Source organism: Pseudalkalibacillus sp. JSM 102089 (assembly GCF_041366475.1).
In the GTDB taxonomy this organism is placed as follows: domain Bacteria; phylum Bacillota; class Bacilli; order Bacillales; family Guptibacillaceae; genus Guptibacillus; species Guptibacillus hwajinpoensis_B.
In genome coordinates this window covers 208,434-221,520 of record NZ_JBEWYW010000003.1, presented here as the reverse complement: position 1 = coordinate 221,520, position 13,087 = coordinate 208,434, and the positions used below count along the sequence as shown (strand labels likewise).

12 protein-coding genes are annotated in these 13,087 nt (G+C 39.0%); 9 read left to right on the top strand and 3 right to left on the bottom strand.

All coding sequences use genetic code 11. The features are described 5' to 3' along the window. Nucleotides 1–87: 87 nt before the first annotated feature. The 3 genes from ABVF21_RS09420 (at nucleotide 88) to ABVF21_RS09410 (ending at nucleotide 2,334) form a co-directional block, all read left to right on the top strand. Nucleotides 88–936 carry a MerR family transcriptional regulator gene (locus ABVF21_RS09420; protein ID WP_371018102.1) on the top strand — a complete coding sequence of 283 codons (849 nt, stop codon included), beginning with the start codon at nucleotides 88–90 and terminating at the stop codon, nucleotides 934–936. 123 nt (nucleotides 937–1,059) lie between these two features. Then, entirely contained in the window at nucleotides 1,060–1,767 is a 708-nt protein-coding gene (locus ABVF21_RS09415; RefSeq protein WP_371018101.1) for an MBL fold metallo-hydrolase, read from the top strand. Further along, nucleotides 1,768–2,334, top strand: a complete 567-nt coding sequence (locus ABVF21_RS09410) for a TetR-like C-terminal domain-containing protein (protein WP_371018100.1) — start codon at nucleotides 1,768–1,770, stop codon at nucleotides 2,332–2,334. A gap of 65 nt (nucleotides 2,335–2,399) precedes the next feature. Here ABVF21_RS09410 and ABVF21_RS09405 read toward each other — a convergent pair whose 3' ends face one another. After that, nucleotides 2,400–3,239, bottom strand: coding sequence for an STAS domain-containing protein (locus ABVF21_RS09405; protein WP_303530121.1), 840 nt, complete (start codon nucleotides 3,237–3,239; stop codon nucleotides 2,400–2,402). A 913-nt stretch (nucleotides 3,240–4,152) separates the two neighbouring features. Between ABVF21_RS09405 and ABVF21_RS09400 the strand changes: the two genes are divergently transcribed. Continuing rightward, nucleotides 4,153–4,932, top strand: a complete 780-nt coding sequence (locus ABVF21_RS09400; protein ID WP_303530119.1) for an SDR family oxidoreductase — start codon at nucleotides 4,153–4,155, stop codon at nucleotides 4,930–4,932. Between the two features lie 52 nt (nucleotides 4,933–4,984). Here the strand turns inward: ABVF21_RS09400 and ABVF21_RS09395 are convergent, their stop codons facing one another. Beyond that, nucleotides 4,985–5,944: a sodium:calcium antiporter gene (locus ABVF21_RS09395; protein ID WP_303530117.1), complete on the bottom strand. Its 960-nt coding sequence runs from the start codon at nucleotides 5,942–5,944 to the stop codon at nucleotides 4,985–4,987. A 245-nt stretch (nucleotides 5,945–6,189) separates the two neighbouring features. On the opposite strand from ABVF21_RS09395, the gene ABVF21_RS09390 reads away from it, so the two are divergent. Continuing rightward, entirely contained in the window at nucleotides 6,190–6,477 is a 288-nt protein-coding gene (locus ABVF21_RS09390; protein WP_371018099.1) for a hypothetical protein, read from the top strand. A gap of 460 nt (nucleotides 6,478–6,937) precedes the next feature. On the opposite strand, the gene ABVF21_RS09385 is transcribed toward ABVF21_RS09390, so the two are convergent. Continuing rightward, a complete protein-coding gene (locus ABVF21_RS09385) occupies nucleotides 6,938–7,888 on the bottom strand; it encodes a collagen-like protein (RefSeq protein WP_371018098.1) in 951 nt (316 codons plus the stop codon). A gap of 946 nt (nucleotides 7,889–8,834) precedes the next feature. Between ABVF21_RS09385 and ABVF21_RS09380 the strand changes: the two genes are divergently transcribed. From ABVF21_RS09380 to ABVF21_RS09365, 4 genes are all read left to right on the top strand, one after another. Next, nucleotides 8,835–9,803: a LacI family DNA-binding transcriptional regulator gene (locus ABVF21_RS09380; protein ID WP_371018097.1), complete on the top strand. Its 969-nt coding sequence runs from the start codon at nucleotides 8,835–8,837 to the stop codon at nucleotides 9,801–9,803. Between the two features lie 208 nt (nucleotides 9,804–10,011). Beyond that, complete coding sequence (locus tag ABVF21_RS09375; protein ID WP_371018096.1) at nucleotides 10,012–11,295, top strand: ABC transporter substrate-binding protein; 1,284 nt, start codon at nucleotides 10,012–10,014, stop codon at nucleotides 11,293–11,295. A gap of 64 nt (nucleotides 11,296–11,359) precedes the next feature. Continuing rightward, nucleotides 11,360–12,235 carry a carbohydrate ABC transporter permease gene (locus ABVF21_RS09370; RefSeq protein ID WP_371018095.1) on the top strand — a complete coding sequence of 292 codons (876 nt, stop codon included), beginning with the start codon at nucleotides 11,360–11,362 and terminating at the stop codon, nucleotides 12,233–12,235. A gap of 2 nt (nucleotides 12,236–12,237) precedes the next feature. Beyond that, the gene (locus ABVF21_RS09365; protein WP_371018094.1) at nucleotides 12,238–13,080 is read left to right on the top strand and encodes a carbohydrate ABC transporter permease; all 843 of its coding nucleotides are present in this window, start codon (nucleotides 12,238–12,240) and stop codon (nucleotides 13,078–13,080) included. The last annotated feature ends 7 nt before the right edge of the window (nucleotides 13,081–13,087 follow it).

Sequence of the window (13,087 nt, the reverse complement as noted above, 5' to 3'; positions counted from 1 at the left end):
TGAAATGAACATAATGAAGAGAATGAAAACTAATTCTGGTTTATTTCAATTCATCACGACTCGTTGACGATTAGGAGGGAATGGAGCATGGATCATAAGTTTACAATTGGCCAGATGTCAAAACTCCATGATATTCCTGTGAAAACACTTAGATATTACGATGAAATTGGGCTTTTCAAGCCATTTGAAGTCGATGAGCAGACAGGTTATCGCTATTATTGTTTAGAGCAATTTAAAAAATTGGACATGATTTGGTATTTGAAGAAGATGGGCATTCCATTAAAAGAAATAAAGAAAAAAGTAGAGCATAGCACCGTAGATGAATTTATTGAAATACTATCTGAATATGAACGAATTAATGATGAGAAAATCAATGAATTAGTAAAGATGAAGAAGCATTTGAAAACGAAGATTTTGGATTTGAAGCAATCGAGAGATATTCACTTCATTGGTGAACCGCAAATTCGTACACTTCCTCACCGCTATCTATTAGCCATTCAGGGTCAGTTCCATACGCTAGATGACATTGAAAGTGTGCTACGCGGTTTAAAAAAGGAGATTGATCATGTTACTCCGATCATGGTTGGGAAAGTAGGGTTTATTTTATCAGTGGAGCATATGAAAACACGAGAAACGATGGAGTACGATGGATTGTTTATTTTAATTGAAGATGATAGTGAAATAGAGCGACAAAAGATTATCACACTTGAAGAGGGGGAGTATGCAAGTGTTTATATGAGAGAAGGGAGAGAGAAAGATAATGCTTATTATCATACCCTATTAAGCTTCGTATCGGAACAGGGTTATGAGCCTGATGGACCTTTTTTCATTCGACAAATTGTTGACTCGTTTATCTCACATAAAGAGAATGAACGTTTGCGAGAGATTCAAATAAAAGTAAGAGCTGTAGGAGAAAAGAAGTCCTTCCTAAAATAGAAGACACCTTTTGTATTTTTGTCCACCTACCCTTAATATATATGTTCGGAAAATATAGCTTGTATAACTAATGGTATTAGTTATACTTAAACTAATATCATTAGTTTAAGGGGAGTGTAAGAAATGAGAATGATAAAGGAACAAACCGTCTATCAGCTTTCTTTCATGGCCAATTGGTTCCCTGTTAATTGTTATTTCGTTGAAGAAGAGGAGAGCTTAACGTTAATTGATGCAGCCCTTTCTTTTAGTAAAAACGCTATTCTAAAAGCGGCCGCTCAAATTGGGAAGCCGATCAACCGCATCATTATTACACATGCACATACGGATCATATGGGGGCACTTGATGGGTTAAAAGCAAGTCTTCCTCATGCGGAAATTCTTCTTCCTCAAAGAGAGTTAAAATTGTTAAATGGTGATTCATCACTCGAGCCTGGCGAAGGAGACCTTCCAGTAAAGGGCGGCGTACCTAGAAACAATAAGACACAACCAGATGTTCTTCTTAAAGAAGGAGATATGGTTGGCTCACTGATTGCGATTGAGGCTCCGGGACACACGCCTGGCATGATGACTTTTATAGATAAACGAAATCATATATTAATAGCCGCAGATGCCCTCCAAACAAAAGGTGGTATAGCGGTAGCTGGTGATGTACGCTGGCGTTTTCCATTTCCTGCTCTGGCTACGTGGGACAAGAAGCGTGCGATTGCCACAGCGGAAAAGCTAGTTTCGTTCAACCCATCCGTTATTGGTGTGGGCCATGGAGATTTTCTATACGAACCAGAAGCGCTGAAAAGAGCTATCCTTCAAGCAAAAAAGCGGGTGGAGGGATAAGTGAAAATCTCAAAGGGTATTGTGATTCAAGAAGCACTCGCTATTGCAGAGCAAGAAAATTATTCAAAGGTAACGATGGCAACCATTGCTCGTAATCTATCGATAAAATCTCCTTCTCTTTATAATCATTTCGATGGCTTAGATGATATCAAAAATGGTATGGCCGTTGCAGCGTTGAACCAGTTCTTCAATTGGTTGTCAGAGAAGACAGAACACCAGACGGAAGGGAGAGAAAGCATTCTAGCCTTAGCAGAGGCGTACCTTTCCTTTGCACTTCAGCACCCAGGTTTGTATGAAGCTACTTTAAAGGCGGCGAATCCTCTTCAGTCTGATGTCCAAGAAGCTGGAGAAGCGATTGTCACCTTAACGATGAAGGTGTTTGAGCCATATCACCTGTCAGAAGTGGAAAGAATCCATATCGTCCGAGGGCTTCGTAGCTTTTTACATGGAATGGTCGATTTGTATCACAAAGGCGGCTTTCAGCTACCTATTTCTTTGGAAGAGTCTTACCGGATAATTGTGGAGACCTATTTAAGTGGAGTAGTAAATCGAAGAACATTAGAATGAGAAACCATACTAACAAGGAGAAGACCGTAAGACGGCTTTCTCCTTGTTAGTATAGTTTAATTATTTTAAGAAGGTGTAGTTTCAGCTGAAATGGCCTGTGCCAGGTTTGAAGTGATGCGAATTTCACCGAAATCAATACCTAGTTGAACGGCTGTTTGAGCAATTTCTGGCCGAATGCCAGATAGTGTAGCAGTAACACCAATTAATTTAAGCCCTGTAATCAGTTGGAATATTTGTTGAGCGACCCGTGTGTCGACGAGATAAACGCCAGATAAATCAATGAAAAGATGATCCACACGTTTACTTGTACACCCTTCAAGCGTGTTCTCAAAAATCGCCGACGCTCGATCGGAGTCAATGTCACCGACTAGCGGCAGGAGAGCTTTACCGTTAGGGAGGTCAATCAATGGCGAGCTTAGTTCATTAATCGTTTGCTGTTGTTCTTCAATACGGGCGTTCAAATGATTTGATTTTTCTTCAACGACGCGTGTCATAAGCACATCAATGGCTTCAATCACAGCATACTTCCAGATATCAATACTTTTCTGTGAGACAAGATCTTCTGTTTCCTTTGTATACATATCAATGAAGTCCATATACTGCTCGCGTACGCGCAGAAATTCCCTCATAATCAGGTGAGTCGGAGTGTTTAAATGTTCAGGGTCACGGCCAATTTCTCGCACCCAGTCTTCGAATTCCTCAAAGAAATCGTCTTTCTTCATGATGAAAATTTTGCACAAATGTTGGTGGAATTCAAGGTTCTGAGCTTTAAGTCCTTTAATGACTTCTGGATCAGTAGAAGAATAAACACCTGTTCCACTTTTATCAAGTGATGCATACCAGTCTTCTGTTAATTGTTCTGCTTTATTTAATAAAAATTGATAAAGATCTTTGTTTCTTTGCATGAATAAGTGCTCCTCTCGATCCTTTATATTCATTTCGTTTATTTGGACGGTAAAATCGTTGTGCTCACTCTATCTATAACAAAATACGATAACTCCTTCTCTGTATTTATTATACCAAGCTTTCACATAATCAACGAATAGATTTACTTAAGTTGCCTCAACAAAGTTTTTAAGCGACTCACAAATAGTAGAACATAAAAGGAAGCCTTTTGTTTATGGCTCCGTTTTTGTTTGGTAGTTGTTATGGAATTAGGAGATTCTAGAGCAATGAGTATTGGTAAGCTTGAGGCAAAGTTTTGTTATGGCAATGGAGAGGTGTTTTTCTTTATAAAGGATTTGCGGTGAGGTCCAAATCTGAGTAAAAAGCTTCGTGATTATTTCTTCGTGATCAGATTGAGGAGTGTCACTGTTGGACAGGATGCGAGAGACGTGGTGAATATATGTATCATACAATTCATTCAAGGAACTTCTGTCTTTGGCAATGAGTTTTTGAATGAGTTGATTTTGGCTCTGCATGTTTTATCTCCCTATAATAGTAGTCATAATTTTGTAATTCCACTATACCAATTATTTCAAACTCTAAATTCTTGAATTCGAGATATGTAATGGACAGTTTATGTTTAATAGAGGTTTTTTTTACAGAATTTTCTTGAAATGACAGACAACTATTTGATATAGTGAATGCGGAGATGTATGGAAAGGGGATCATGAACATGTGTGGACAATTCCTGTAATGGTTTAGATTTATTGATAATCCTATTTAAGTAGAGATAGGTGTGTCAATGGAACCTATACAGGGGGACACCGCGTTCATGATTGATAAATGATCAGGACAGGGGCCTTAGGCTGCTGTCCTGTTTCGAATCATCTCCTTTCACATTGGTCAGGTGTTCCTCATAAGGAGGAAAATAAAATGAACAACCAAAGGAATCGCATTGCCATTGTTACAGGCGTTAGCCGTCCGAACGGGATTGGTGCTAGCATATGTCGTGAGCTTGCTAGGAAGGGCCATGATATTTTCTTTACTCACTTATCGAAGTATGACGTTAGCACAGGTTATAAGGATGCGACCGACACGTTCCCAGTTATATTCAAAAAAGAGCTGCAGGAAATGGGCGTTATAGCTGAAGAAATGGAACTGGATTTAAGTGAGCCTAATGCATCAGAGGACCTTATAGCACAAGTGAAGAAAATGACCGGAGAGCTAGCGATTCTAGTAAACAATGCGACCCATTGTGTAGAAGTCGATCATGATGAACTATCAGCGGAAATCATTGATCAGCACTGTGCTGTTAACGTAAGAGGAACGTGCATGCTGTCTGTTACTTTTGCGAAGCAGTTAAAGAAGCAACAAGCGGAAGGCAGAATCATTAACTTTGTTTCTGGGCAGGACAAAAGCCCACAGCCTGGCAATCTTGCCTATATTACGACAAAAGGAGCGATCTCAGCGTTCACGACATCACTCTCAACTGAGCTTGCTCCTTACAACATCACAGTGAATGCTATTGATCCTGGACCAACTGATTCAGGGTGGATGGATGATGAACTCCAAACTTTTCTAAAGCCGAAGTTTCCGACGGGACGTATCGGCACGCCTGACGATGCGGCGAGACTTGTTAGCTTTCTAGCGAGTTATGAATCAAGGTGGATCACAGGGCAAATCATTCATTCAGATGGTGGCTTTCGAGATTAACGTTTTTGAGATAAGAAAAAAGCGTGCTGACAACGAGTCAGCACGCTTTTTGTTAGAACAAAACATAGGAAACAACGACATATAATAACGCCATCACGAGTGAAGGAGCAGCATAGCGCCACTGACTTCGGAGCGTTTGTGGACGTAGAAGTAAGTACATAATCACGATCGTCATTAACAAACCAAGACCCGCAATGAAGATGTGAGACATATCGACTGCAGCTAGAATCGGTCCTTTCCGATAGAGAATATCAGTCAGGGCTAATAGCTGAATGTTAAAGAGATTGCTTCCAAGAATCGAACCAATCGCCATATTGTAGTTTGCTAGTTTGAAAGCAGCAAGCACCGTGACAAGCTCTGGTAAAGAGGTTGAAGCGGCAATTAGAAAGCTACCGACAAAACTTGCATTCATACCCGTTGCCTCAGCTAGTCTGTCTCCCGCAATGGATAAAATACTTCCTGATACGAAAACAATGAGTGCTGCGACGATAAAGCCAATGACGGCAGTGCGAAGAGAGTAATCTTTTGTAGGTACATCTTCCTGCTCCCCATCGTCGCTTGAAATGTATTTCATTGATAAGACATACAATAAAACAATAATAACCATTTCAACCCCAACACCAAATATGGAAATCGTTCCTGGAATTACCAGAGAGACGATTAAAATGACGAGGAAAAGGAGACCGACGAGGGCAGATGGGACATTTGCCTTCGTGTTTACCTTCTGAAATAATCTTCGTCGTCTATAAATTAAGTCCACTACAGCCAAAATTAAAAGGTTAAAAACGTTACTTCCAAGCATGTTACCGACTGCAATATCAGGATTATCGATATACACAGCTGTTAAACTCGTTGTTAATTCTGGAAGTGACGTGGCTCCCGCAATTAAGAATGTCCCCACAACAGCTCCGCTTAAAGAAGATTTCTTACTAATAACATCACCGAACTGATTCAAGTAAATAGCGGCACCGACAACTACGGTAGCTGCAAGAAGAAAGATAAGAATGATCATGTGTAACTCCTCTCCGCCAGCGCATACGAAAAAACCCTGGCACAACAAAATTGTACCAAGGTCTTGCGTACTAAAAAGCTTAGCCCGATGAACCAGGTATCGTAATACCGTATTGATGATTCATCAGCCGTTACCGGTCGCTACTCCCCTTGTTATTTTAACTATAGCTCGGTTTAAATTTAAAGTCAACGAGAAGGATTGAACATTGTGTGAGTTTAATAGAAAAAGAAGGGAGGCAGTTTGGGATGAATCTAAATTTGTTAGTGATTGGAATTTTAATTCTGATTGTTTTTTATTTGGTAGGTGTAATGAAACAAACGTGGTTATTAGCTGGATTTAATGAAAAAGCGATTCGTGATAAAGGCAGATTAGGGACAGTAGTGGGATGGGGATTCTTATTCCCTTTAGGGATGATACTCATTGTTCATAGTTTCATTATTTACCCATATGATCACTTCGCTCTAGCCTTTATTATGGTGTTATTATTATTGTTTGTTTCCTTGTATATCAATCGAGAATTATTAGAGAAATAACCGGTAAGACAAAGAAACGGAAGTCGATATATTTAATGAATGCTATCTGCCTATTTCTGGTCATGGCATTCTGTTTCAATTTTAGAAGTATCTTTTATAATCATTTCAGATTGGGTTTCATAACCTTACAAGGTCAATTTAGTGGAGTAAACTTCACTACTTATTCAGCATTAAAAACCCATCCTCTTTTAATAACTAAAAGAGGATGGGTTTCATATTATGACTCAATAACGTGAGCAAGGCAGAGTCCAATCCTATACGAGATATTGATATGTTTGAGGAAGAAATCAATACAATAGTTACAAAAAAAGTAGTGAACACGCACGGAATAAAAGAACAAGTCGATCTCTCTGCCTGCATTATTATCAGCATCTCACATAAAAGGTGTACAATCGATAACATGTAATATATTAGCAATACTATTGAGATTGAGAGATCATTTAGCTTGCACTAGTGTTTCTTATTGAAGTCTTGTGATGACAAGGTGGGCGGATACAGGTCTTGTTCCACCAGCTAAAGGAGTGATGGTTAGTGCAGTTGAATTGCCTGCAGGATTACGTACTGTAAGCACTCCATTGATGGACGTTGTTTCTACAAGAGCCATACCAACTATTTGGGTAGTTCCAGTTGCTCTTCCTACCACAGTATACGGTAAGTCAACACCATCTAGAGTTAGAAGCAACTGTCCAGCTTCGTCTACACTCACCTGGAACAGCACCTGATAAACGCCAATTGCTGATAAGTTAAACGAACTCGGACCTGTCCGAGTAATACCGCCGGATCCGCTATTTGGGCCATCTTGTGGAAAGCTTACATCTGTATTAGGAGCTACAGTTGCTGCATTATTAGGCGGCATCAATGCAAAGAAATCTGCAAAGTCTAATACTCCGCCAGCAGGTCCGGCTGGTCCCGTTGCTCCGGGTATTCCTTGGGGTCCCGTTGCACCTTGGGGCCCAGTTGGACCTGGAATACCTTGAGGTCCAGCTGGACCGGTAGCACCCGGCGTTCCTGGAGATCCCATTGCACCCGTTGGTCCTGGAACTCCCTGAGGACCGGTTGGCCCAGTTGGCCCAGGGATTCCTTGAGCACCTGTAGCACCCGCCGGTCCTGTATCTCCTTGAGGTCCCGTTGCTCCCTGTGGCCCCGTTGGCCCTGGAATTCCCTGGGGTCCAGCAGGTCCAGCTGATCCGGGGATTCCTTGAGATCCAGTAGCACCCGCCGGTCCTGTATCTCCTTGAGGTCCCGTTGCTCCTTGAGGCCCAGTTGGACCCGGAATACCTTGAGGTCCCGTTGGTCCTGTCGGCCCAGCGGGTCCAACCGGACCAATCGGTCCTCCTGAAGGCCCTTGAGGCCCAGTCGGTCCCTGCGGTCCTGGGGGTCCTTGAGGCCCTGGTATTAATAAAATATACAATCAAAACAACTGCATTCACAGCAATATTCACAGCAACATTCACAACAACAATCAGAATGTTGTTTATTACATCTTTCCTCGTTAAATAATGACATAATGCCACCCTTTCATTTTTCAATAGTTTATGTGGAAAAGTCATTATTGGTATAGACTGGAAGGAAAACAGGCTCTCAAGGAAAAGTAAAAAAGCGAAGTAATGAAGAACCCAAAGGAACCAACTGAAAAGAGTAGGGAGAAATTAAGGTAAGAAAAGTTGAATTTGACTACTACTGGGAAGGGGGATCAATGGTTCTTTTAATAGAGCTAATAAGAGTAGATTAAGTGATTTAGTAGGAAAGCGATCCTTCTATTAGATTGAGTTATGCAATATAATTTGAAATAATTGGTAGAAGTTAGTGTTTAAGGAGATTTGAATGCGAGAGAAAATCAGTCATTTGTCTAAGAGAGAACTTATGAAATGAGGATGTGAAAAGCGATGGTCAAGAAAAGTAACTTTAAATTAATATCAAAAACTTGTTTGACTGTTAGTTTACTTGTTTGGATTCCTAATGTATTGTTTCAAACTTCTAGTCAACTATGGATCGCAACTTTTTTTATTGCACCGATAGGCATTGTCTTTGCAGCTTTGATCAAAAAGAATTGGCTTATGATCGCTAACACTTTAATGTTTTTTAGCTTTTTTATATTTATGTTTTTGGGCTATTTCATAAACTTTATAACTGATGGAAAGCAGTGAATGGGGAATGATTTACATGTAAGACTTACATATTAGTGAATGAGTTTCGTTTTGCATTTCTAACTAGTAAAGATATAAGAGGTACGAAAACGGAATAAGGATGTGCCAGGTACGTTTCTACTTCAATAGCAAAGTATGGTAAAATAATGATCGATAAGTTAAATTTTATTATCGTAATTATTTCTTTGAGAAATAGGGAGGAAGCTGAATGTGAAGCCAAAAATTGAAGACGTTGCTAAAGTAGCGGGCGTTTCACCGACAACGGTTTCTCGGGTACTTAATAATCGAGGTTATATAGGTGAAAAAACGAGGGAAAAGGTCCATCAAGCTATGGAAGAACTAAACTATTATCCGAATGAAGTGGCTCGTTCTCTATTTATCAAAAAAACATTTCTGATCGGTCTTATTTTTCCCACAACAAGTAATCCTTTTTATGGTCAGCTTATTTTTCATTTAGAAAATATTGCTGCTGAGCTTGGTTATAAGGTGTTACTTTGTAATAGTCAGGGACGAGAAGATAAAGAGAGAAGTTATTTAAAGATGCTGCAAAGAAATCAAGTTGACGGGATCATAGCAGGGGCACATAACAAAGGAATTGAGGAATATGAAGATCCTAATCTCCCAGTAGTTGGTATCGATCGCTACTTATCGAAAAAAATCCCGGTTGTATCTAGTGATAATTACCAAGGGGGCAAACAAGCCACAACATTATTAATTCACAAAGGCTGCAAAAATATTATCCATATTAACGGGCCAATTTCATTAGAAACTCCCGCAAACATGCGACGAAAAGCTTATGAAGATGTTATGAGATCACATCAATTGACACCGCTTACGTACGAATATGATTCAAATGAATCGATTTTATCTCGCGTATTTGACGAAAATCCAAAAGTGGATGGGGTTTTTGCTAGTGATGATTTAATTGCTTCTAGAGTCATGCAAGAGGCGAGAAGAAGAGGAATTGACATTCCAACTCAATTAAAAGTGGTTGGGTATGATGGTACCGAAACGACAAGGTTATTACTTCCGGAATTAAGTACGGTGGAGCAACCAATAAGAGATATAGCAGTCAATGCATTAGAAATATTATTGAAACAAATTAATAAAGAGGATGATTTTAAGTCGGAAACGATTATACCCGTCAAGTTAATTGAAAGTGATACTACAAGAAAGTAAGAGCGGTATCGATGTACGCTACTTTCTTTCGAAGTGGTATTCACATTTTTTTGAAAATTTTATGTCATCCGGTTGACATATGAAACCGGATGACATATTATGATTGATGTAGGCGGTTACATTTATTGGTGTTTTAATATTGATTGTTCTTGCCATTGTTTTATGAAGTAAAGTCATTTTTCGTAATTTAAAAGGGGAGGAATATGAATTGAGAAAGCTAATCTTACTTGTTTTTTGTATGTGTTTGGCCGTAGTTGTCACCGCATGTAGTGATGAGAAAGCATCAAGTGGAAATACAAATGAGGTATCAATGTGGGTTCATACTTCAAATGAAACAGCTGAAGGTAAAGCAATGCAGAGTCTTATTGATCAGTTTAACGAAGAAAATGAGGATGGCTATAAAGCCAAAATTGAGTTTATTCCTAGAAGTGGAAGTGGTGGCGGTTATGAAGATAAAATAAATGCCGCTTTGACTACGGATTCATTACCTGATGTATTAACACTTGATGGGCCTAATACAGCTGCTTATGCTGAGGCAGGTATGATTGCACCCATTAGTGACTATATCAGCAATAAAGCTGATTTACTTCCTAGTATTATTCAGCAAGGAACTTATAATGATCAATTGTATGCCGTTGGATATTCTGAATCAGGCGTAGGTATTTTTTATAATAAAAAAATGTTAGAAGAGGCAGGGGTTGATTTAGCAACACTGCCAACGGTGGAAGAGCCGTGGAACTGGAATGAATTTATGGACTTAAATGAAACGCTTATAAATAAGTATGATCAGCCCGCTATTGATATGGGATTAAAGGATCAAAGTGAATGGTTAATGTATGCGTTCACACCTTTCTTATGGTCGCAGGGTGGCAACATTGTTTCTGAAGACGCTTCGAAGGCAACTGGCTTTTTCAATGATGAGAATGCCGTAAAAGCCATGAGTTTTATTCAAGAGATGGTTGAAAAGGGATACACAACAAAGACACCAGTAGAAAAAGGATTTCAAACTGGTAAATACCCGATGATGATGACAGGCTCATGGACGATTGCCGAAATGAACAGTAGTTATCCAGATGTAGATTATGGCGTTATGCCTTATCCAACGTCTCCCGATACGAATGAATTAATTTCTCCATCTGGATCGTGGCAATATGCGATGTCCGCTACAACGGATAAAGAGGAAGCAGCAGGTGCATTAATCGATTTCTTAACGAAAACAGAGGCACTTACAAAGATTAGTATTGAAAATAGTGTTCTACCAGCAGCGACTTCAGTGATTGAAGAGATTCGTGAGGAAGTTTCTCCTCAAATGCAAGTGCTCATCGACCAAAATTCAAAAACAGCGCATCCAAGACCTGTCCTTCCTAGTTATCCAAAAGTAAGTCGTACATTCCAGGAAACCATCAGTGATGTAACCTATTTTGAAGAAAATCAAGATATTCAGAAGTTACTCGATACCAAGTCTTCACAAATTGACAAAGCGTTACAATAATAGAATTTTAAACCGACCTGTCACAATTTTCAGGTCGGTTTACATTTAAAAGGAGAAATCAAAGATGAAGAAGCTCAATTCCAGTATGAATTTACCAGCGTACTTATTCTTATCTCCTGCGCTAGTATTAATGGGATTATTTCTAATCATTCCAGCTTTAATGGCCATATATTATGCATTTACTGATTATTATTTATTAACGCCTGATAACAAACAGTTTGTAGGATTAGATAACTTTATTGAAATTTTTAAAGATCCGATCTTTTTACAAAGCTTAAAGAATATTGTTCTTTTTGTTGTTTGTGTCATACCGATCCAAATTGGAGCAGCATTAGGATTGGCTTTGCTGATCAATAAGAATAGAAAGGGAAACATCTTCTTTAAAATTGCTTACTTTGCTCCAGTAGTCTTATCGCTAGTCGTTATTTCTGTTCTTTGGCTTTATTTATTAAATCCATCAGAAGGCTTAATCAATGTTTTATTAGAAAAAGTAGGCATTGACGCCCAGCCGTTCCTTTCGAGTCCGAAACAAGCACTTTACACAATTGTCTTTGTATCTGCCTGGCAAGGGGCAGGCTACCAAATGTTAATTTTCTTAGCGGGCCTTCAAAACATCCCTGCTAGCGTTTATGAAGCTAGTAAAATTGATGGCGCAAATAAATGGCAAAATTTCATTCATATCACGCTTCCGCTCTTAAGGCCAACGACTCTATTAATTATGATTACAACTTTTATAGCAGCATTTAAGTTAATCATTCAACCAATGGTTATGACACAAGGTGGTCCAATGAACTCAACAATGACACCAGTTTATTATATTTATCAATCAGGGTTTTCAGATCGGTTGATTGGTTATTCAAGTGCTATGACCGTTGTTTTTGGAATTGTGATCGGGCTTGTAACAATTGTTCAAAACAAGCTATCAAAGGAGGATGATTAATCATGAGCAAACCGCTTAAGAAAATCATAGAATATTCGTTGCTTATTTTACTAGCAAGTATATTTATTTTTCCGATGATTTGGATGATTGCATCCTCAATGAAACCTGAAGGCGATATTTATGTTGATATGGGATCAATTAAATCTTTCTTTCCTTCAGTGAATCCATCTGACTGGTTTAAAACATACGAAGAGTTATTTGCAAGATTTGATGTGTTGAAATATGTGTTTAATAGTGTGATATACGCTGTCATCGTGACAGCAGGATCGATAGTAGTGAATGCGATGGCAGGGTACGCATTCGCCAAATTTAACTTCACTGGCAAAAAGTTTTTGTTTGGTTTGCTTTTAGCACTTTTGATCGTTCCTATGGAAACATTGATTATTACACAATTTACAGTGGCACATGAGTTAGGAATATTAAACACGAGGTTAGCAGTAGTATTACCAATGCTTGCTAATATGCTGTTTATCTACCTTTTCCGTAATTTCTTTAAAGCTGTTCCAGATGAAATTATTGAATCCGTTCAATTGGATGGTGCGAACTATTGGACAATTTTTTGGAAAATTATACTTCCTATGTCTAAACCAGCAATTGCAACTGTTGGAACGCTCTCCTTTATTGCAAGTTGGAATGATTACTTATGGCCATTAATGGTTTTAACAGATACAGAAAAATTCCCATTGCAAGTTGCTATAACAAATATTAATTCAACTCCACCGGTTTACACCAATCAGGTGATGGCGATTCTTACTCTCTCGACGATACCGCTTATTATTGTCTATATTGTAGCTCAGAAATATTTATTGCAAGGACTTGGCGGATCTGGAACTGGAATTAAATAATTTACCA

Excerpts from the sequence above, each read along its gene's own strand:
- ABVF21_RS09415 (WP_371018101.1), top strand. The coding sequence starts at position 1,060 with ATGAGAATGATAAAGGAACAAACCGTCTATCAGCTTTCTTTCATGGCC.
- ABVF21_RS09370 (WP_371018095.1), top strand. The coding sequence starts at position 11,360 with ATGAAGAAGCTCAATTCCAGTATGAATTTACCAGCGTACTTATTCTTA.
- ABVF21_RS09395 (WP_303530117.1), bottom strand. The coding sequence starts at position 5,944 with ATGATCATTCTTATCTTTCTTCTTGCAGCTACCGTAGTTGTCGGTGCC.
- ABVF21_RS09365 (WP_371018094.1), top strand. The coding sequence starts at position 12,238 with ATGAGCAAACCGCTTAAGAAAATCATAGAATATTCGTTGCTTATTTTA.
- ABVF21_RS09400 (WP_303530119.1), top strand. The coding sequence starts at position 4,153 with ATGAACAACCAAAGGAATCGCATTGCCATTGTTACAGGCGTTAGCCGT.
- ABVF21_RS09390 (WP_371018099.1), top strand. The coding sequence starts at position 6,190 with ATGAATCTAAATTTGTTAGTGATTGGAATTTTAATTCTGATTGTTTTT.
- ABVF21_RS09405 (WP_303530121.1), bottom strand. The coding sequence starts at position 3,239 with ATGCAAAGAAACAAAGATCTTTATCAATTTTTATTAAATAAAGCAGAA.
- ABVF21_RS09420 (WP_371018102.1), top strand. The coding sequence starts at position 88 with ATGGATCATAAGTTTACAATTGGCCAGATGTCAAAACTCCATGATATT.